The sequence below is a fragment of the Citrobacter sp. ABFQG genome (assembly GCF_004322975.1).
GTDB lineage: Bacteria > Pseudomonadota > Gammaproteobacteria > Enterobacterales > Enterobacteriaceae > Citrobacter > Citrobacter freundii.
In genome coordinates, this window is record NZ_CP036435.1 from 2,425,532 (window position 1) to 2,446,837 (window position 21,306).

General features: G+C 50.3%; 16 protein-coding genes. 11 read left to right on the forward strand and 5 right to left on the reverse strand.

Annotation, left to right across the window (positions count from 1 at the left end; genetic code table 11):
• Positions 1 to 86 precede the first annotated feature (86 nt).
• From dmsA to WN16_RS11785, 3 genes are read left to right on the forward strand one after another with little or no spacing between them, the layout of a single operon-like run.
• A complete protein-coding gene (dmsA, locus tag WN16_RS11775) occupies positions 87 to 2,531 on the forward strand; it encodes a dimethylsulfoxide reductase subunit A (RefSeq protein ID WP_032948932.1) in 2,445 nt (814 codons plus the stop codon).
• A gap of 10 nt (positions 2,532 to 2,541) precedes the next feature.
• Positions 2,542 to 3,159, forward strand: coding sequence for a DMSO/selenate family reductase complex B subunit (locus WN16_RS11780; RefSeq protein ID WP_003035741.1), 618 nt, complete (start codon positions 2,542 to 2,544; stop codon positions 3,157 to 3,159).
• A 1-nt stretch (position 3,160) separates the two neighbouring features.
• Positions 3,161 to 4,024: a dimethyl sulfoxide reductase anchor subunit family protein gene (locus WN16_RS11785; RefSeq protein WP_003035744.1), complete on the forward strand. Its 864-nt coding sequence runs from the start codon at positions 3,161 to 3,163 to the stop codon at positions 4,022 to 4,024.
• Between the two features lie 109 nt (positions 4,025 to 4,133).
• Here WN16_RS11785 and ycaC read toward each other — a convergent pair whose 3' ends face one another.
• Positions 4,134 to 4,760 (reverse strand): isochorismate family cysteine hydrolase YcaC, encoded by a 627-nt coding sequence (gene ycaC, locus WN16_RS11790; RefSeq protein WP_003035746.1) that lies wholly within the window; start codon positions 4,758 to 4,760, stop codon positions 4,134 to 4,136.
• Positions 4,761 to 5,144: 384 nt separating this feature from the next.
• Here ycaC and WN16_RS11795 point away from each other — a divergent pair, with 384 nt between their 5' ends.
• On the forward strand, positions 5,145 to 6,293 hold the full coding sequence (locus WN16_RS11795) for an MFS transporter (RefSeq protein ID WP_003836902.1): 1,149 nt from the start codon (positions 5,145 to 5,147) through the stop codon (positions 6,291 to 6,293).
• Between the two features lie 213 nt (positions 6,294 to 6,506).
• Positions 6,507 to 7,928: an amino acid permease gene (locus tag WN16_RS11800; protein WP_003035749.1), complete on the forward strand. Its 1,422-nt coding sequence runs from the start codon at positions 6,507 to 6,509 to the stop codon at positions 7,926 to 7,928.
• A 43-nt stretch (positions 7,929 to 7,971) separates the two neighbouring features.
• Here the strand turns inward: WN16_RS11800 and pflA are convergent, their stop codons facing one another.
• From pflA to ycaO, 4 genes are all read right to left on the reverse strand, one after another.
• Positions 7,972 to 8,712, reverse strand: a complete 741-nt coding sequence (pflA, locus tag WN16_RS11805; RefSeq protein WP_003035751.1) for a pyruvate formate lyase 1-activating protein — start codon at positions 8,710 to 8,712, stop codon at positions 7,972 to 7,974.
• 185 nt (positions 8,713 to 8,897) lie between these two features.
• Positions 8,898 to 11,180: a formate C-acetyltransferase gene (pflB, locus tag WN16_RS11810; protein WP_003035753.1), complete on the reverse strand. Its 2,283-nt coding sequence runs from the start codon at positions 11,178 to 11,180 to the stop codon at positions 8,898 to 8,900.
• A 59-nt stretch (positions 11,181 to 11,239) separates the two neighbouring features.
• The gene (focA, locus tag WN16_RS11815; protein ID WP_003035756.1) at positions 11,240 to 12,097 is read right to left on the reverse strand and encodes a formate transporter FocA; all 858 of its coding nucleotides are present in this window, start codon (positions 12,095 to 12,097) and stop codon (positions 11,240 to 11,242) included.
• A gap of 404 nt (positions 12,098 to 12,501) precedes the next feature.
• The gene (gene ycaO, locus WN16_RS11820; protein WP_003836899.1) at positions 12,502 to 14,262 is read right to left on the reverse strand and encodes a 30S ribosomal protein S12 methylthiotransferase accessory factor YcaO; all 1,761 of its coding nucleotides are present in this window, start codon (positions 14,260 to 14,262) and stop codon (positions 12,502 to 12,504) included.
• 136 nt (positions 14,263 to 14,398) lie between these two features.
• Between ycaO and WN16_RS11825 the strand changes: the two genes are divergently transcribed.
• The 6 genes from WN16_RS11825 to rpsA all read left to right on the forward strand — a co-directional run bounded on the left by WN16_RS11825 (position 14,399) and on the right by rpsA (position 21,287).
• Positions 14,399 to 15,091: a DUF421 domain-containing protein gene (locus WN16_RS11825; protein WP_016149861.1), complete on the forward strand. Its 693-nt coding sequence runs from the start codon at positions 14,399 to 14,401 to the stop codon at positions 15,089 to 15,091.
• A 212-nt stretch (positions 15,092 to 15,303) separates the two neighbouring features.
• Positions 15,304 to 16,392 carry a 3-phosphoserine/phosphohydroxythreonine transaminase gene (gene serC / locus WN16_RS11830; RefSeq protein ID WP_003847007.1) on the forward strand — a complete coding sequence of 363 codons (1,089 nt, stop codon included), beginning with the start codon at positions 15,304 to 15,306 and terminating at the stop codon, positions 16,390 to 16,392.
• Between the two features lie 69 nt (positions 16,393 to 16,461).
• On the forward strand, positions 16,462 to 17,745 hold the full coding sequence (gene aroA / locus WN16_RS11835) for a 3-phosphoshikimate 1-carboxyvinyltransferase (RefSeq protein ID WP_003836893.1): 1,284 nt from the start codon (positions 16,462 to 16,464) through the stop codon (positions 17,743 to 17,745).
• A 138-nt stretch (positions 17,746 to 17,883) separates the two neighbouring features.
• Positions 17,884 to 18,645: a M48 family metallopeptidase gene (locus WN16_RS11840; RefSeq protein ID WP_103790834.1), complete on the forward strand. Its 762-nt coding sequence runs from the start codon at positions 17,884 to 17,886 to the stop codon at positions 18,643 to 18,645.
• A 171-nt stretch (positions 18,646 to 18,816) separates the two neighbouring features.
• Positions 18,817 to 19,500 (forward strand): (d)CMP kinase, encoded by a 684-nt coding sequence (cmk, locus tag WN16_RS11845; protein WP_003035772.1) that lies wholly within the window; start codon positions 18,817 to 18,819, stop codon positions 19,498 to 19,500.
• 113 nt (positions 19,501 to 19,613) lie between these two features.
• Positions 19,614 to 21,287 (forward strand): 30S ribosomal protein S1, encoded by a 1,674-nt coding sequence (gene rpsA / locus WN16_RS11850; protein WP_003035776.1) that lies wholly within the window; start codon positions 19,614 to 19,616, stop codon positions 21,285 to 21,287.
• Positions 21,288 to 21,306 lie beyond the last annotated feature (19 nt).

A 21,306-nucleotide genomic window follows, 5' to 3' on the forward strand; every position in this document is an offset into this window, starting at 1 on the left:
GTCTTTATATCGATAGTAACGTTATATAAAAATCTATACAACGGATATTTGCCTTTTGTTTATTGTGAGCAGCAGAGTGAGCCACTATGAAAACTAAGATCCCCGATGCCATGCTGGCAGCTGAGGTTAGTCGCCGAGGTTTGGTGAAAACGACGGCGATAGGCGGACTGGCGGTGGCCAGTAGCGCGTTTACCCTGCCATTTACCCGTATTGCAAATGCTGCAGAAGCCCTTAATCCAACACAGGCCAGTGAGAAAGTCATCTGGAGCGCGTGTACGGTGAACTGTGGTAGCCGCTGTCCTCTGCGTATGCACGTGGTAGATGGTGAAATAAAGTATGTTGAAACCGACAACACCGGTGATGACAACTACGACGGTTTGCATCAGGTACGCGCCTGTCTGCGAGGTCGCTCCATGCGTCGTCGCGTCTATAATCCCGATCGTCTGAAATACCCGATGAAACGCGTCGGCAAGCGTGGCGAAGGTAAATTTGAGCGTATCAGCTGGGATGAAGCCTACGATATCATTGCCAGCAATATGCAGCGTCTTATCAAAGACTACGGCAACGAGTCTATCTACCTGAACTACGGCACAGGTACGCTGGGCGGCACCCTGACACGCTCCTGGCCACCGGGCAAAACGCTGGTAGCACGTCTGATGAACTGCTGTGGTGGCTACCTGAACCACTACGGTGACTACTCTTCAGCGCAAATCGCTGCCGGGTTGAACTACACCTACGGCGGCTGGGCAGACGGTAACAGCCCGTCAGACATTGAAAACAGCAAGCTGGTGGTTCTGTTCGGGAATAACCCAGGTGAAACCCGTATGAGCGGGGGTGGGGTAACCTATTACCTTGAACAGGCGCGACAGAAATCCAATGCCCGCATGATCATTATCGATCCTCGCTACACGGATACTGGTGCGGGTCGTGAAGATGAGTGGATCCCCATCCGTCCTGGTACGGATGCCGCGCTGGTAAATGGGCTGGCGTATGTTCTGATCACCGAAAACATGGTTGATCAACCGTTCCTTGACAAATATTGCGTAGGTTACGACGAGAAAACCTTACCGGCAGATGCACCGAAAAACGGTCACTATAAGGCGTATATTCTTGGGCAGGGCAAAGACGGTATTGCCAAGACCCCGGAATGGGCTGCGCAAATTACCGGGATTCCTGCTGAACGAATCGTCAAACTGGCACGTGAAATCGGTAGCGCTAAACCGGCATACATCAGCCAGGGGTGGGGACCGCAGCGTCATGCTAATGGTGAAATAGCGACCCGCGCCATTTCTATGCTGGCTATTCTGACCGGTAACGTTGGGATTAACGGCGGCAACAGCGGGGCGCGTGAGGGCTCATACAGTTTGCCGTTTGAACGTATGCCTACGCTGGAAAACCCTGTAGAAACCAGTATCTCGATGTTTATGTGGACGGACGCCATTGAGCGAGGTCCGGAGATGACGGCGCTGCGTGACGGTGTTCGTGGTAAAGATAAGCTCGATGTTCCGATTAAGATGATCTGGAACTATGCGGGTAACTGCCTGATTAACCAGCACTCCGACATCAACCGCACACACGAAATCCTACAGGATGATAAGAAGTGCGAGATGATCGTTGTCATCGACTGCCATATGACCTCCTCGGCGAAATACGCGGATATTTTGCTGCCGGACTGTACCGCTTCGGAGCAGATGGACTTCGCACTGGATGCCTCCTGCGGGAATATGTCGTATGTGATTTTCACCGATCAGGCGATCAAACCACGCTTCGAATGCAAGACTATCTACCAGATGACCAGCGAGCTTGCGAAACGCCTTGGCGTTGAGCAGCAGTTTACAGAAGGTCGCACTCAGGAAGAGTGGATGCGTCATCTGTACGAGCAGTCGCGCAAAGCGATTCCTGAACTGCCAACGTTTGAAGAATTCCGCAAGCAGGGGATCTTTAAACAGCGTGACCCACAGGGGCATCACGTGGCGTACAAGGCGTTCCGTGAGGATCCTGACGCCAATCCGCTGACTACTCCGTCAGGTAAGATCGAAATTTATTCGCAGCAACTTGCCGAGATCGCGGCGACCTGGGAACTGCCGGAAGGTGATGTGATTGATCCACTGCCGATTTATACCCCAGGATTTGAAAGCCTGAACGATCCGCTGGTGGAGAAATTCCCTCTGCAACTGACCGGTTTCCATTACAAGTCTCGTGTCCACTCGACCTATGGCAACGTGGATGTTCTGAAAGCATCCTGCCGTCAGGAAATGTGGATCAACCCGATGGATGCGCAGAGACGCGGCATTAACAACGGCGACAAGGTGCGCATCTTTAACGATCGTGGTGAAGTGCACATCGAGGCTAAAGTAACGCCGCGTATGATGCCTGGCGTGGTGGCACTAGGCGAAGGGGCGTGGTATGACCCGGACGCAAAACGCGTGGACCAGGGCGGTTGTATTAACGTCCTGACGACCCAGCGTCCGTCTCCTCTCGCGAAGGGGAACCCATCACACACGAACCTTGTTCAGGTTGAAAAGGTGTAAGGAGTAACCGATGACAACCCAGTATGGATTTTTTATTGATTCCAGCCGTTGCACCGGTTGCAAAACCTGCGAACTGGCCTGCAAAGACTTCAAAAATTTAACCCCGGAAGTCAGCTTCCGCCGCATTTATGAATACGCGGGCGGTGACTGGCAGGAGGATAACGGCGTCTGGCATCAGAACGTCTTTGCCTATTACCTCTCCATTGCGTGTAACCACTGCGAAGACCCAGCCTGTACCAAGGTGTGTCCGAGCGGCGCGATGCACAAACGTGAAGATGGCTTTGTCGTTGTCGATGAGGACGTGTGCATTGGCTGTCGGTATTGCCACATGGCCTGTCCTTACGGCGCGCCGCAGTACAATGCTGAAAAAGGGCATATGACTAAATGCGATGGCTGCCATGAGCGCGTCGCTGAAGGTAAAAAACCTATCTGCGTCGAATCCTGCCCACTGCGTGCGCTGGATTTTGGTCCGATTGAAGAGCTGCGCAAAAAGCATGGCACCCTGGCTGCGGTTGCGCCACTGCCGGGCGCGCACTTTACCAAACCGAGTATTGTCATCAAACCTAACGCCAATAGCCGCCCGACCGGGGATACCACAGGTTATCTGGCCAATCCGAAGGAGGTGTAAGATGGGAAGTGGATGGCATGAATGGCCGCTGATGATCTTCACGGTCTTCGGACAGTGTGTGGTTGGTGGCTTTATCGTTCTTGCGCTGGCGTTGATGAAAGGTGACTTGCGTCCAGAATCGCAGCAGCGCGTGATTGCCTGCATGTTTGGATTGTGGGTATTAATGGGCATTGGCTTCATTGCTTCTATGCTCCACCTGGGCTCGCCGATGCGCGCCTTTAACTCGCTCAATCGCGTAGGGTCTTCGGCGTTGAGTAACGAAATTGCCAGCGGTTCAATCTTCTTTGCCGTTGGTGGTATCGGCTGGCTGCTGGCCACGTTGAAAAAAATGTCGCCCGCATTACGCAATCTGTGGTTAGTTGTCACCATGGTGCTGGGTGTGGTTTTTGTCTGGATGATGGTACGCGTTTATAACACCATTGATACTGTGCCGACCTGGTACAGCGTCTGGACTCCGCTGGGCTTCTTCCTGACGATGTTTATGGGCGGTCCGCTGCTGGGGTATCTGTTACTGAGAATTGCTGGCGTGGATGGTTGGGCGATGCGCCTGCTGCCGGCAATTTCAGTGCTTGCTCTGGTCGTAAGCGCCATTATGTCTGTCATGCAGGGGGCTGAACTGGCGACGATCCACAGTTCGATTCAGCAGGCGTCTGCGCTGGTTCCGGATTACGGCTCGCTGATGGCGTGGCGGATTGTGGCGCTGGCATTAGCGTTGTGCTGCTGGATTGTACCGCAAGTGAAGGGTTACCAGCCTGCCGTTCCGCTGCTTTCCGTGGCGTTTATTTTGCTGTTAGTCGGCGAGCTGATTGGTCGTGGCGTGTTCTACGGGCTGCATATGACAGTCGGTATGGCGGTGGCGAGTTAATCCAAACTATGCCGGATGGCGGCTTGCGTCTTATCAGGCCTACAGATCCGTAGGCCTTAAAGCTGCGCGTCATCAGGCAATATGTCAGGCCAGGGCTTTCGCCCTGGTTTTACTTCTGCTTAGTTAACGTGTCGTAGCTGGTCATCAGATTGCGGTAGTCCGGAATGTGATTCGAGAACAGCGTTGCCAGACCTTCGATATCGTTGCGCCAGTCGCGGTGCAGCTCGCACGCTACTCCGAACCATGTCATCAACTGAGCGCCTGCTTGAGACATCCGATCCCAAGCTGAATGACGGGTAATTTCATTAAATGTGCCTGAAGCATCGGTTACCACAAAGACGTCAAAGCCTTCTTCAATAGCTGAGAGCGCAGGGAAGGCGACGCAAACTTCCGTCACGACACCGGCGATAATCAGCTGCTTTTTGCCGGTCGCTTTCACTGCCTTCACGAAATCTTCGTTATCCCATGCGTTAATGTTTCCTGGGCGAGCAATATAGGGCGCATCGGGAAATTGCGCTTTCAGTTCCGGTACCAGCGGCCCGTTTGGTCCTGTCTCAAAACTGGTTGTCAGAATGGTTGGGAGGTTGAAGTATTTTGCTAAGTCACCCAGGGCTAGCACGTTGTTTTTAAATTTATCGGGATCGATATCCCGAACCAGAGAGAGCAGGCCTGCCTGATGGTCGACCAGCAGTACTGCCGCATTATCTTTATCAAGTCTTACGTAAGGTTTAGTCATGATATTTCTCCTGTTCAGCTCAGTGGGGGAAATTTGATGAGTTTAAGTCTACGAAAAGAACGATATCTGGAGTAGATGCCTAAATAAGAACTCACTGTTCTATTTTGAAGACAATGCAGCTCAGCATCCCGCATTGAGTTTAGTAAGAAATAAAAGTAAGGGTAATCCATGAAATTTTTCGACTGAACGTAACGCGAGATTTTTGTTTTAGATCAATAAAAACAAGCAGATGTGATTTTGTATTTTTTATCTATTCACATTAAGAATCAGTAATGCAAATCGATCGACCAGAAAGCGCCTCAGCCCTCTGATTACGCCGATTGACAATGTTTTTAGCAGTGGCATGATGCGCATGAAATTTGAACTTCCTCACGGTTTTTATTCATGTCCACCTATACCCGTCCCGTCATGCTATTGCTGTGCGGGCTACTTCTGTTGACCCTGGCGATCGCCGTGTTAAACACGCTCGTCCCGCTTTGGCTCGCCCATGAAAATCTGCCCACCTGGCAGGTAGGCGTGGTGAGCTCGTCCTACTTTACCGGTAATCTGGTAGGGACGTTGTTGACAGGGTATTTAATAAAACACCTTGGTTTTAACCGCAGCTATTATATCGCCTCGCTTATTTTTGCCGCGGGCTGTGTCGGGCTGGGGATTATGGTGGGATTCTGGAGCTGGATGACCTGGCGTTTTATCGCTGGTGTTGGCTGCGCCATGATTTGGGTGGTGGTGGAAAGCGCGCTGATGTGCAGCGGGACTTCGCGTAATCGCGGACGTTTGCTTGCCGCCTATATGATGATCTATTACGTGGGGACGTTTTTAGGCCAACTGCTGGTGAGTAAAGTATCCACGGAATTGATGAACGTCCTGCCGTGGGTGACGGGTACTATCCTGGCGGGTGTTTTGCCACTGCTGTTTACGCGCATTGCCAATCAGCAGGGTGATGAGCAGCAGTCTACGCCTATTGTTTCCATGCTGAAACTCCGCCAGGCGCGTCTGGGCGTGAATGGCTGTATTATTTCCGGGATTGTGCTGGGGTCTTTGTATGGCCTGATGCCGCTGTATCTCAATCATCAGGGGGTGAGTAACGCCAGCATTGGTTTCTGGATGGCGGTCCTGGTAAGTGCAGGTATTCTGGGGCAATGGCCGATTGGCCGTCTGGCGGACAAGCTGGGACGTCTGTTGGTTTTACGCGTCCAGGTCTTCGTGGTGATCGTCGGGAGTATCGCCATGCTGAATCAGGCGGCGATGGCGCCCGCGTTGTTTATGTTGGGTGCGGCAGGCTTTACCCTCTACCCGGTCGCGATGGCCTGGGCCTGTGAAAAGGTGGAGCATCATCAGCTGGTCGCCATGAATCAGGCATTGTTATTGAGCTATACCGTGGGCAGTCTGCTGGGTCCTTCATTTACAGCGATGCTGATGCAGAATTATTCAGATAGCTTGCTGTTTATCATGATCGCCAGCGTATCGTTTATTTATTTACTGATGCTGTTGCGTAAAACGGGCCATACACCCAATTCTATTGCGCACATTTGACCTGATTTAACAGAATATGAACAGGTTCCCATACATACTGTTTATGTATGCTTTATGGGAACCTGCATTATTTAATCACACACTTCTTTCCTGAAAATAAAGTGTGCAGAAGGTTATAGTTTTACATCCTGCCGTTTCCGCTCGCTCATTTTACCGCGCATAATCCCACGCCTCATTTATTTATAATCATAAAGCTTCCACGAAGGATTGCGTATGGCTGGTGTGCAGGAAAAACAATTACGATGGTACAACATTGCATTGATGTCTTTTATTACCGTTTGGGGTTTTGGCAACGTCGTTAACAACTATGCCAATCAGGGATTAGTTGTTGTCTCCTCTTGGATCTTTATTTTCGCGCTCTATTTTATACCTTATGCGTTGATCGTCGGGCAGCTTGGCTCAACTTTTAAAGAGGGTAAAGGCGGCGTCAGTACCTGGATTAAACATACCATGGGGCCAGGGCTGGCTTATCTTGCTGCATGGACCTATTGGGTTGTGCATATTCCTTATCTGGCGCAAAAACCGCAGGCTATTCTGATTGCGCTGGGATGGGCGCTGAAGGGCGATGGTTCGTTGATTAAAGAGTACACCGTCGTGGCGTTGCAGGGGCTGACACTGGCGCTGTTTGTCTTTTTCATGTGGGTTGCGTCCCGTGGCATGAAGTCGCTGAAAATTGTTGGGTCAGTTGCAGGCATCGCGATGTTTGTGATGTCCATTTTGTATGTCGTGATGGCGGTAACTGCGCCTGCAATTACGGATGTGCAGATAGCGACAACCAATATCACCTGGGAATCGTTTATCCCGCACATTGATTTTACCTACATTACCACGATCTCCATGCTGGTCTTTGCCGTGGGCGGCGCGGAGAAAATTTCGCCATACGTTAATCAGACACGTAATCCGGGCAAAGAATTTCCGAAAGGGATGCTCGTTCTGGCTGTTATGGTGGCGGTATGTGCGATTCTCGGATCGCTGGCTATGGGAATGATGTTTGACTCCCGGCATATTCCAGATGATCTGATGACGAATGGTCAATATTACGCCTTCCAGAAACTGGGTGAGTATTATGGTATGGGTAATTCGCTGATGGTTATTTACGCGATTGCCAATACGCTGGGACAGATTGCGGCATTGGTATTTTCTATTGATGCACCGCTTAAAGTTCTGCTGGGTGATGCTGATCGTAAATATATTCCCGAGAGTCTGTGTAAAACCAATGCTTCCGGTACGCCGGTAAATGGTTATATTCTGACGCTGGTGCTGGTGGCGATTCTGATTATGTTGCCAACACTGGGAATTGGCGACATGAACAATCTGTATAAATGGCTATTGAATCTTAACTCTGTCGTGATGCCATTGCGTTATTTATGGGTGTTTGTGGCATTCATTGCCGTTATTCGTCTGGCGCAAAAATATAAATCAGAATATGTCTTTATTCGCAACCGATCGCTCGCGATGACCGTGGGGATCTGGTGCTTTGCCTTTACCGCATTTGCCTGTCTGACCGGGATTTTCCCGAAAATGGAAGCCTTCACCCCTGAGTGGACATTCCAGCTCACGCTGAATATTGTGACGCCATTTGTGCTGGTTGGACTGGGATTGATTTTCCCGTTACTGGCGAGAAGAGGGCGTTAAGGCAGGGTCAGGTGGGTAACGTATCTGTTACCCACCATAAAACTCAATACATCACTTTATGTCCATATTGCTCGAGAATACCCTTCACGCGTTCCATGGTCTCTTTCTTCGGCGGTTTGACGCCATCCAGTTTGTACTCTTCGCCCATTGCCACCCATTTGTGTTTGCCCAGCTCGTGGTAAGGCAGCAGCTCGATTTTTTCAACGTTGCCCATATCGCGGGTAAATTCGCCAAGGCGGTGTGCGGAGTCGTCATCGTCAGACCAGCCAGGTACGACAACATAGCGGATCCACACTTTGATGTCTTTGTTGGACAGGTAACGCGCGAACTCGAGTGTACGATGGTTAGACACACCCACCAGATTCTGATGGATTTCATCGTTCATTTGTTTGAGATCGAGCATGACCAGGTCGGTGACTTCCAGCAACTCATCGATCACCGGATCGTAGCGGCGAACAAAACCGTTAGTATCCAGACAAGTATGAATACCTTCTTTTTTACAGGCCCGGAACCAGTCACGTACGAATTCAGCTTGCAAGATAGCTTCGCCGCCAGACGCTGTCACGCCGCCTCCGGAGGCGTTCATAAAGTGGCGGTAGGTCACCACCTCTTTCATTAATTCGTCAACGGTAACTTCTTTACCGCCGTGCGTATCCCACGTGTCGCGGTTATGGCAATACAGGCAGCGCATCAGGCAGCCCTGAAAGAAGGTAATAAAACGGATGCCCGGGCCATCAACAGTGCCACAGGATTCAAAGGAGTGAATGCGACCAATAACTGACATTGCGGTGTTTCTCCAGGTGTGGCCCATCCGGGGCCAGTGTTAGTGCACAGTTATTAACTGTGTCGAGTCTGTTTTGGCTGCTATCCATAAGTATAGATGGCTGACAAAGCAGGCTATTAAAAAGGCCCCACTTACGTGGAGCCTTTATTGTACGCTTTTTAAAGTACGATTTCAGTCAAAACCAATTACATGGTCTGAGTGAAGGTACGAGTGATAACGTCCTGCTGCTGTTCTTTAGTCAGGGAGTTAAAACGTACTGCGTAGCCAGAAACGCGGATGGTCAGCTGCGGATATTTTTCCGGATGTTCCATCGCATCCAGCAGCATTTCACGGTTCATGACGTTCACGTTCAGGTGCTGACCACCTTCGATGGACGCTTCGTGGTGGAAGTAACCATCCATCAGACCCGCCAGGTTGGTCTTACGAACTTCGTCGTCTTTACCCAGAGCGTTCGGAACGATAGAGAAGGTGTAAGAGATACCATCTTTAGCGTAAGCAAACGGCAGTTTAGCAACGGAGGTCAGAGAGGCAACAGCACCTTTCTGGTCACGGCCGTGCATTGGGTTAGCACCCGGTCCGAACGGCGCGCCAGCACGACGACCATCTGGGGTGTTACCAGTTTTCTTACCATAAACCACGTTAGAGGTGATGGTCAGAACAGACTGAGTCGGGATAGCGTTACGATAAGTAGTCAGTTTCTGAATTTTCTTCATGAAACGTTCTACCAGGTCAACCGCCATGTCATCAACGCGAGAGTCGTTGTTACCAAACTGCGGGTATTCGCCTTCGATTTCGAAGTCGATAGCCAGACCGTCTTCGTCACGAATCGGTTTAACTTTCGCATATTTGATTGCAGACAGGGAGTCAGCAGCAACGGACAGACCAGCGATACCACACGCCATGGTGCGGATAACGTCACGGTCGTGCAGCGCCATCAGAGAGGCTTCGTAGCTGTACTTGTCGTGCATGTAGTGAATAACGTTCAGTGCAGTGACGTACTGTTTAGCCAGCCAATCCATGAAGTGATCCATGCGGTCCATAACTTCGTCGAAGTTCAGAACGTCGCCTTTGATCGGTTCAGATTTAGGACCAACCTGCATTTTCAGTTTTTCATCAACACCACCGTTGATTGCGTACAGCATGGTTTTCGCCAGGTTTGCACGCGCACCGAAGAACTGCATTTGTTTACCAACAACCATCGGGCTTACGCAGCAAGCGATAGCGTAGTCGTCGTTGTTGAAGTCCGGACGCATCAGGTCATCGTTCTCGTACTGCAGAGAAGAGGTGTCGATGGACACTTTAGCGGCGAATTTCTTGAAGTTCAGAGGCAGTTTTTCAGACCACAGAACAGTGATGTTCGGCTCCGGAGAAGGACCCATGGTGTACAGGGTGTTCAGGAAGCGGAAGCTGTTTTTGGTAACCAGAGTACGGCCATCAACGCCCATACCACCGATTGATTCAGTTGCCCAAATCGGGTCACCGGAGAACAGTTCATCATATTCAGGAGTACGCAGGAAGCGAACCATACGCAGTTTCATGACCAGGTGGTCGATCATTTCCTGTGCGTCTTGCTCGGTGATTTTGCCTGCTTTCAGGTCACGTTCGATGTAAGCATCCAGGAAGGTGGATACGCGACCGAAGGACATTGCTGCACCGTTCTGAGATTTAACAGCGGCCAGGTAGCCGAAGTAAGTCCACTGGATAGCTTCCTGAGCGTTGGTAGCCGGACCAGAGATATCGCAGCCATATTTAGCAGCCATTTCTTTGATCTGACCCAGAGCGCGGTGCTGTTCAGCGATTTCTTCACGCAGACGGATAGTTGCTTCCAGGTTTACGCCGTTTTCCAGATCGGACTGCAGAGAGACGAACTGAGCGTATTTGTCTTTCATCAGGTAGTCGATACCGTACAGCGCAACGCGACGGTAGTCACCGATGATACGGCCACGGCCATACGCATCTGGCAGACCAGTCAGAACACCGGATTTACGGCAGTTCAGAATGTCTTTGGTGTAAACATCGAATACGCCCTGGTTGTGGGTTTTGCGGTATTCGGTGAAGATTTTTTTCAGCATCGGGTCCAGTTCGCGATTGTACGCTTTGCAGGAACCTTCAACCATTTTGATGCCGCCAAACGGAATGATCGCACGTTTCAGCGGAGCTTCAGTCTGCAGACCAACAATCTTCTCGAGCGCTTTGTTGATGTAGCCAGCGTCGTGAGAAGTGATGGTAGAAGCAACGGAGGTGTCAAAGTCAACAGGCGCGTGAGTGCGGTTTTCCTGTTTAACGCCTTCCATCACGCTGTCCCACAGTGCAGTGGTCGCATCAGTTGCGCCAGCCAGGAAGGACTCGTCACCCTCATATGGAGTGTAGTTTTTCTGAATGAAGTCACGTACGTTTACTTCATTCTGCCAGTCACCTTTGGTAAAACCTTCCCAGGCTGTGGCTAACTTTTCATTAAGCTCGGACATGTAACACCTACCTTCTTAAGTGGATTTTTTATTTACTGCGTGTAATGGGCATCATCAGATTAATGATGATCGTTACCACGCAGATAAATGACCCAGTATGTCAACCCGACCAACAAACCGCCGCCGATAATGTTACCGATCGTAACCGGAATCAGGTTATCGGTGATGAAATTCATCACGGTCAGGTGAGAAAAATTCTCCGGAGAAGACCCAACTGCGGTCCAGAATTCCGGGGTGGCGAAATCGCGTATTACAATACCCATAGGGATCATAAACATGTTTGCGATACTGTGCTCAAAACCGCTGGCAACAAACATTGCGACCGGTAATACCATGATAAACGCTTTGTCCATCAGGCTGCGGCCCGAGTAGCTCATCCATACGGCCAGACACACCATCAGGTTAGCCAGGATGCCAAGACTTACCGCCTCAACAAAAGTATGGTGCACTTTGTGGTCGGCTGTTTGTAGGACGTTGAGCCCCCACGCGCCGTTGGCGGTCATGTATTCGCCGGAAAGCCACATCAATAGCACGAAGAGCAAGCAACCCACCAGGTTACCGACATAAACGTTAAGCCAGTTTTTAGCCAATTGGCCCCAGGTAATACGACCACTGGCTTTTGCTACGACAATCAATACGGTTGAGGTGAAGAGGTCTGCGCCGCAGACAACACAAAGAATCAGCCCCAGGGAAAAGCAGATACCACCTACTAATTTTGCCATGCCGAAAGGCATAGTTCCGGTACCGGTTGTGGCGGTGATATAGAAAACAAAGGCAATTGAAATGAATACACCGGCAGTAATTGCCAGATAGAACGTCTTAAGCGGATGTTTCGTTGCTTTATAGACGCCTGCTTCTTCGGCAACTTTGGCCATTGCAGCAGGTAGAATAAGATCAAAAGGGTTGTCAGCTTTCACACTAACTCTCTCTTTATTAAGTCGGCGACGAGATACTAACAAAGCATTATAGATGAGAATTTGATATAGATCATATCTCGCCTGGCTTATAGGCCCGCAAGACGCATGGTTTTTATGCGATTACGGAGTAACTTGTTGATTATCCATATAAAAATAAATTTTAAAAATTATAAAGTGAGTTGAATTTTTTCTTTTTATCTCCTGTCAGACGGTTAATTAAAATGGAGTAATTGAGATAAAAAACCACATTAATATGCTAATTTTTTTAATATCAACTACTAATATTTAACCTTGTTTTTACATTTATTTTCCGATTTGAACAAAATAAAAAACAGGGCGCTTAAAGCGCCCCGTAATATATCCCAGACAATACTTTTAGCCTACTTAGCGCAGGCTGACTGTCATTATTTTGACCAATGTGCCGCTTTCGCGCGCTGCAGTTTTTCATAGGCTTTCAGCAGAGACTGATGCGCCGGGAAAGCTTGCAGATCGTTATCAACGGTTTGCAACCCGTAGAATGGCGCTTCGCCACTCAATGCCGCACTTGCCGCTTCAACCGCCTCTGCGCCGTACATGCGGACAAATGCGTTCAGATATTGCAGCGGCTGACGGTCCTCTTCCTGAGACAGCAGCAACAATGTTTGCAGGCAGCGATAGTAGTTTGCACGTTCCGCGCTAAAGACGGAGGCGTTAAATTCCATCGTCCATTCTGTCCACACCAGCGCCTGCTCCAGATCGCCACCGGCCAGCGCCAGCATCACTTTAAGCTCGCCAATACGCAGGGTGTACCAACCGTTATCTGCACCGGTCGCCAGACCGAGTAGCTCGCGTACGCGGGTGAAGTCGTCAAAGCCTTCTTCATCCAGTTGTTCGATCAGATTGAGATAGTCTTCTTTATCCCATTCGCTGCCCGGCAGAGAGAGAATGGTGTCACGCAGATGGGCGCCCATAGCGTTGTTAGCTAACCACAGATCTTCTGCCGGATAGATGTCAGACATTCCCGGCACAATAATGCGGCACGCGTAAACGCTCAGGTGCTCATAGTCAGCGATATACACTTCTTTATCTTCAGCATTGAAGATGGCCATCAGAGTGGCGAACTCTTCTTCCGTGGTGCCAGAGAAATTCCAGTCAACGAACGGATAGTCGGCATCCTGCTTGAACAGATCCCATGAGATCAAACCGCTGGAATCGATGAAGTGAGTTTCAAGGTTGGTATGTTCTGCCACTTCCTCATCGTCGAAGGTCGGTGGGGTGAAGACATCAAGATCCTTCAGACCACGGCCCTGCAGCAGTTCAGTGACGGTACGCTCCAGCGCCACGCCGAAATCCGGGTGTGCGCCGAAGGAAGCGAAGCAGGTACCGTTGGTCGGGTTGAACAGGACAACGCAAATCACCGGATACTTGCCGCCCAGCGAGCCATCGTAGGCGAAAATTGGGAAACCTTCAGCTTCCAGTGTGGCGATGGACTCCACCACTGCCGGATAGCGCGCCATGACTTCGGCCGGGATTTCCGGCAGGCTGATGCTTTCCGCAATAATGCGGTTCTTCACATGACGCTCAAAGACTTCAGACAGGCCCTGAACGCGCGCTTCGTTAGGCGTGTTACCCGCGGACATGCCGTTAGAAACATACAGGTTGCCGATAATATTCATCGGAATATAGACAATCTGGTTATCCGACTGACGGGTAAACGGCAGGCCGCAGACGCCACGTTCTTCATTACCAGACTGCAGATCGATAAGCATGCTGCCAGTCAGTTCGTTATCTGGATCGTAAAACGCTCGCAGACGTGCATCCAGTAAACCTTCTGGTACATCGTCTTCTTCTGTCAGCGGGAACCATTTTTCGTTCGGATAATGCACGAACGGGCCATTGGCGATAGTTTCGCCCAACCAGAAATCCGCAAAGAAATAGTTAGTCGACAGACGCTCAAAGTATTCGCCCAGCGCGGAAGCCAACGCCGCTTTTTTCGTCGCGCCTTTACCGTTGGTGAAGCACAGCGCGCATTCTTTGTCGCGAATATGTACAGACCAGACGTTAGGGACGGGATTCAACCACGAGGCTTCTTCAATTTGAAAACCGAGGTCGAGCAATTTTTGCTGGAAGCGAGCGATGGAGTCTTCCAGAGCGGCATCTTTGCCGGGGATAAATGTTTGCGTCATGAAAATCACTTTTGTCGTACGGAAAGCGCGCAATGATACGGGTTTTCAATGAACGGCGCTATCGCCGCCGGAGCTCAGGCGTAAATAAAAGCATTGGCTATGCTTTCTTACAACCAACCACGTTTAGAGCATATTAATGAAAACTTTCGATTTGCACCGTATGGCGCTTGATAAGGTGCCCATGGATTTTCTGGGGGAAGTTGCGTTACGCAGCCTCTACACCTTTATATTGGTTTTTCTGTTTTTAAAAATCACCGGACGTCGCGGCGTACGCCAGATGTCGCTTTTTGAAGTGCTGATCATCCTTACGCTGGGTTCTGCAGCGGGAGACGTGGCATTCTATGACGATGTCCCGATGCTGCCAGTGCTGGTGGTTTTTATTACTCTTGCTGTGCTGTATCGGTTGGTGATGTGGCTGATGGCGCATAGTGAAAAAATGGAGGACCTGCTGGAGGGCAAGCCCGTCGTGATCATTGAAGACGGCGAGCTGGCATGGTCAAAGCTCAATAGCGCCAATATGACGGAATTTGAATTCTTTATGGAACTGCGTTTGAACGGCGTGGAGCAATTGGGACAGGTGAAACTGGCTATTCTGGAGACGAATGGACAAATCAGCGTCTACTTCTTTGCCGATGAAGACGTAAAGCCGGGGCTCAGTATTTTACCTAAGCACTGTACGCAACGATTTAAAGTAATGCCTGAAGCAGGAGACTATGCCTGTATACGTTGTAGCGAAGTGGTGCAAATGAACGCCGGAGATCATCAATTATGTCCACGCTGTGCAAATCCAGAATGGTCGAAGGCCAGTCGGGCAAAACGGGTTACCTGACAGCAAAAATCTCGGTTTTTACCCGTCAATCCGATAGATTCTGTTGTGTGACCAATGACACATTTTTACCCTGGTCAGTTTTACCCATTGCGGCGCGTGTCACTGAATGATAAAACCGATATCCACAGGAATAACTTATACCAATGTCTGTCACCGGATTATCGTCAATGACAGGATGTTGATTGGACAACAACACAACGTGGTGAGGGGAAATGGCTCAGGTCTTTAATTTTAGTTCAGGTCCGGCAATGCTACCGGCAGAAGTACTTAAACTGGCTCAACAGGATCTTCGCGACTGGAACGGTCTTGGCACGTCGGTGATGGAAATTAGCCACCGTGGCAAAGAATTCATCCAGGTCGCCGAGGAAGCGGAGCAGGATTTTCGTGATCTTCTTAGCATCCCCTCCAACTATAAAGTGTTGTTCTGCCATGGCGGTGGTCGTGGGCAGTTCGCGGGTATCCCGTTAAATATTCTGGGTGATAAAACCACCGCGGATTACGTCGATGCCGGTTATTGGGCCGCCAGTGCAATTAAAGAAGCGAAAAAATACTGCACACCAAACGTTATTGATGCCAAAGTCACCGTGGACGGCCTGCGCGCTGTTAAGCCGATGAGTGAATGGCAGCTTTCTGATAACGCGGCGTACCTGCACTATTGTCCGAACGAAACTATCGATGGCATTGCGATCGATGAAACGCCGAATTTTGCCAGTAACGTTGTGGTCACGGCGGATCTGTCCTCTACCATTCTTTCCGCACCGCTTGACGTTAGCCGTTATGGCGTAATTTATGCCGGTGCACAGAAAAACATCGGCCCGGCGGGCCTGACGATTGTCATCGTCCGTGAAGATTTGCTGGGTAAAGCTCATGTTTCATGCCCGTCAATCCTCGACTATACCGTGCTGAATGACAACGATTCCATGTTCAATACGCCGCCAACCTTTGCCTGGTATCTGTCTGGCTTGGTCTTTAAATGGCTGAAAAAGCAGGGCGGTGTTAATGCAATGGATAAGATTAACCAGCAAAAAGCGGAACTGCTGTACGGCGTAATTGATAACAGCGATTTCTACCGTAACGATGTGGCGAAATCCAACCGTTCACGCATGAACGTACCGTTCCAGTTGGCTGACAGCGCACTGGATAAACTGTTCCTGGAAGAGTCTTTTGCTGCGGGCCTGCACGCGCTGAAAGGGCATCGTGTGGTCGGCGGTATGCGTGCGTCCATCTACAATGCAATGCCGCTTGAAGGTGTAAAAGCACTGACCGATTTCATGGTCGATTTTGAACGCCGTCGCGGCTAATCTGCTGTACTTTTCATCCCCACAGCCCGTCTGTGGGGTTTTTATGTCTGTTTTTGAGAGTCGAGTTTCATGGAATCCCTGACGTTACAACCCATTGCGCGGGTGGATGGCACAATCAATCTGCCTGGATCCAAAAGTGTTTCTAACCGCGCTTTGCTGCTGGCCGCATTAGCCAATGGCACCACTGTCCTGACCAACCTGCTGGACAGCGATGATGTTCGCCATATGCTCAATGCTCTGAATGTGTTAGGGATTAGCTATACCCTTTCTGCTGATCGTACCCGCTGCGAGATTATTGGCAATGGTGGTGCATTACATGCGCAAGGCTCAGTGGAACTGTTCCTTGGTAATGCCGGAACCGCCATGCGCCCGCTGGCCGCAGCGCTATGTCTGGGCAGCAATGACATCGTGCTGACGGGCGAACCGCGCATGAAAGAGCGCCCGATTGGCCATCTGGTTGATGCGCTGCGCCAGGGCGGAGCCAAAATTGACTATCTGGAGCAGGAAAACTATCCACCTTTACGTCTGCGCGGTGGCTTTACCGGTGGCCAGGTTGAGGTAGACGGTAGCGTTTCCAGCCAGTTCCTCACTGCGCTGCTGATGACTGCGCCGCTTGCGCCGCAGGATACGACGATTGCAATTAAAGGTGACCTGGTATCCAAACCTTACATTGATATCACACTGAACCTGATGAAAACGTTTGGTGTTGAAATTGAAAATCAAAACTACCAGCGCTTTGTCGTGAAGGGGCAGCAGCAGTACCAGTCACCGGGTGCATACCTGGTTGAAGGCGATGCTTCTTCCGCTTCCTATTTCCTCGCGGCGGGTGCCATTAAAGGCGGTACGGTAAAAGTTACCGGGATTGGCCGTAACAGCATGCAGGGTGATATTCGTTTTGCCGATGTACTGGAAAAAATGGGTGCTACCATTACATGGGGCGACGATTTTATTGCCTGTACTCGCGGCGAGTTGAACGCAGTGGATATGGATATGAACCATATTCCTGATGCGGCGATGACCATTGCAACGGCGGCGCTGTTTGCGAAAGGCACCACAACATTACGTAATATCTACAACTGGCGCGTCAAAGAGACCGATCGTCTGTTCGCGATGGCGACGGAGTTACGCAAAGTGGGCGCGGAAGTGGAAGAGGGGCATGACTTTATCCGCATCACCCCGCCTGCAACATTGCAATTTGCGGACATCGCGACCTATAACGATCACCGCATGGCGATGTGTTTCTCGCTGGTGGCGCTGTCTGACACGCCTGTGACCATTCTTGATCCAAAATGTACCGCCAAAACTTTCCCGGATTATTTCGAACAGCTGGCGCGTATTAGTACATCTGCCTGATCCTCACGAAACGTCGGTCCCCGGACTGGCGTTTCTGTGTCCGTAACCGCACTGTTTTTACGCTTACAACTAATGCTAACTTGTGGATGATTTAACTTATTTATTTGTTTTTATTATAAATGTCATCGGAAGATTAGCATGAAAAATAAATCACTCTTTTTGGCGTTGGCGGTTTCCGCTACGTTGCTGGCAGGTTGTAAAAATGGCGTAAATGGCGACCTTGTTGCCAGTTCTGGTATGGCAGCTTATAAAGCTGCGACGCTTACCGACGCTGATGTCAAATCCCTCTCTAAAAGCTCATGTAAGCAGATGGATAGTGAAAACCAGCTGGCGGGCGCAAAAAGCAAATACACTAAGCGTCTGAATAAAATTGCGAAAGCGTTGGGTAATAACATTGATGGAACGCCGGTCAACTATAAAGTTTATATGACCAGTGATATCAATGCCTGGGCAATGGCGAATGGATGTGTACGTGTTTATTCGGGCTTGATGGACCTGATGACCGACAATGAAATTGAAGGCGTGCTGGGTCATGAGTTGGGCCATGTTTCTTTAGGGCACTCACGTAAAGCAATGCAGACCGCGTATGCCACACTTGCTGCGCGCGATGCTATTTCTGCGACCAGCGGCGTCGCTTCTCAGCTTTCCCAGTCTCAGTTGGGCGATCTGGCGGAAGGTGTGATTAACTCAGCCTTCTCCCGTAGCCAGGAATCGGATGCGGATGACTTTTCCTATGATTTGCTGAAAAAACGCGGTATTGACCGTCAGGGGTTAGTGACTGCGTTTGATAAGTTTGCCACGATGGACGCAGGCCATGCAAAATCACTGATGGATTCTCATCCGGCATCTGACGATCGCGCTCAGCATATGCGTGAACGTATCGCAGCAGATAAAAAGTAAAACAGTGCCATCTTCCGGGCTGGTTTCTCGCCAGCCCGCTATAATTGCGCAATTCTTCCACATATCGTTACAGACTAATCGGGTTTTTACACTCTGTATTAACGATCATTAGCGTTGGCGCGTATAATGCGCGGCGTTCACGTTAATGTACGCCCGTTTAAGGAGAAAAAGATGACGGCAATTGCCCCGGTTATTACCATTGATGGCCCAAGCGGTGCAGGAAAAGGCACCTTGTGCAAGGCAATGGCGGAAGCATTGCAGTGGCATCTGTTAGATTCAGGCGCGATCTACCGCGTACTGGCGCTCGCAGCGTTACATCACCATGTTGATGTCACTTCTGAAGATGCTCTGGTACCACTTGCCTCACACCTGGATGTGCGTTTTATCTCAACAGACGGCAACCTTGAAGTCATTCTTGAAGGTGAGGATGTCAGCGGTGAAATCCGTACCCAGGAAGTGGCGAATGCCGCCTCTCAGGTCGCGGCGTTTCCTCGCGTGCGTGAAGCGCTTTTACGTCGTCAACGCGCATTTCGCGAAACCCCAGGTCTGATTGCTGATGGACGTGATATGGGGACCGTGGTGTTCCCGGATGCGCCGGTGAAAATTTTTCTGGACGCCTCCTCGCAAGAACGTGCGCATAGACGTATGCTACAGTTGCAGGAGAAGGGCTTTAGTGTTAACTTTGAACGCCTTTTGGCCGAGATCGAAGAACGCGATTATCGCGATCGTAACCGTGCTGTAGCGCCGCTGGTTCCTGCTGCTGATGCTTTAGTTTTGGATTCAACCCGATTAAGCATTGAGCAAGTGATTGAAAAAGCGTTACAATACGCGCGCCAAAAACTGGCTCTCGCTTAAGTGCGACCGAATTTGCAGTACCCCCGTTGCAATGGATTGACAGCGGGTATGTTAAACAACCCCATCCGGCATGGAGCCAGGTGGACGTTAAATATGAAACCTGAAGATTAAACATGACTGAATCTTTTGCTCAACTGTTTGAAGAATCCTTAAAAGAAATCGAAACCCGTCCGGGTTCCATCGTTCGTGGTGTTGTTGTTGCTATCGACAAAGACGTAGTACTGGTTGACGCTGGTCTGAAATCTGAGTCCGCCATTCCGGCAGAGCAGTTCAAAAACGCCCAGGGCGAGCTGGAAATCCAGGTTGGTGACGAAGTTGACGTTGCTCTGGATGCAGTAGAAGACGGCTTCGGTGAAACCCTGCTGTCCCGTGAAAAAGCTAAACGTCACGAAGCTTGGATCACGCTGGAAAAAGCTTACGAAGAAGCTGCAACCGTTACTGGTGTTATCAATGGCAAAGTCAAGGGTGGCTTCACTGTTGAGCTGAATGGTATTCGCGCGTTCCTGCCGGGTTCCCTGGTAGACGTTCGTCCGGTCCGCGACACGCTGCACCTGGAAGGCAAAGAGCTTGAATTCAAAGTAATCAAGCTGGATCAGAAGCGTAACAACGTTGTTGTTTCCCGTCGTGCCGTTATCGAATCCGAAAACAGCGCAGAACGCGATCAGCTGCTGGAAAACCTGCAGGAAGGCATGGAAGTTAAAGGTATCGTTAAGAACCTCACTGACTACGGTGCATTCGTTGATCTGGGTGGCGTTGACGGCCTGCTGCACATCACCGACATGGCATGGAAACGCGTTAAGCATCCGAGCGAAATCGTAAACGTTGGCGACGAAATCACTGTTAAAGTGCTGAAGTTCGACCGCGAGCGTACTCGTGTATCTCTGGGCCTGAAACAGCTGGGCGAAGATCCATGGGTAGCTATCGCTAAGCGTTATCCAGAAGGTACCAAACTGACTGGTCGCGTGACCAACCTGACCGACTACGGCTGCTTCGTTGAAATCGAAGAAGGCGTTGAAGGCCTGGTTCACGTTTCCGAAATGGATTGGACCAACAAAAACATCCACCCGTCCAAAGTTGTTAACGTTGGCGACGTAGTGGAAGTTATGGTTCTGGATATCGACGAAGAACGTCGTCGTATCTCCCTGGGTCTGAAGCAGTGCAAAAACAACCCATGGCAGCAGTTCGCGGAAACCCACAACAAGGGCGACCGTGTTGAAGGTAAAATCAAGTCTATCACTGACTTCGGTATCTTCATCGGCCTGGACGGCGGCATCGACGGCCTGGTTCACCTGTCTGACATCTCCTGGAACGTTGCAGGCGAAGAAGCAGTTCGTGAATACAAAAAAGGCGACGAAATCGCAGCAGTTGTTCTGCAGGTTGACGCAGAGCGTGAGCGTATCTCTCTGGGCGTTAAACAGCTCGCAGAAGATCCGTTCAACAACTGGGTTGCACTGAACAAGAAAGGCGCAATCGTAAACGGTAAAGTCACTGCAGTTGACGCTAAAGGCGCAACCGTAGAACTGGCTGACGGCGTTGAAGGTTACCTGCGCGCTTCTGAAGCTTCACGTGACCGCGTTGAAGATGCAACTCTGGTTCTGAGCGTAGGCGACGACGTTGAAGCTAAATTCACCGGCGTTGATCGTAAGAACCGTGCAATCAGCCTGTCTGTTCGTGCTAAAGACGAAGCTGATGAGAAAGATGCAATCGCAACTGTTAACAAACAGGAAGATGCTAACTTCTCTAACAACGCAATGGCTGAAGCTTTCAAAGCAGCTAAAGGCGAGTAATATCGAGTGCTCTAAATCC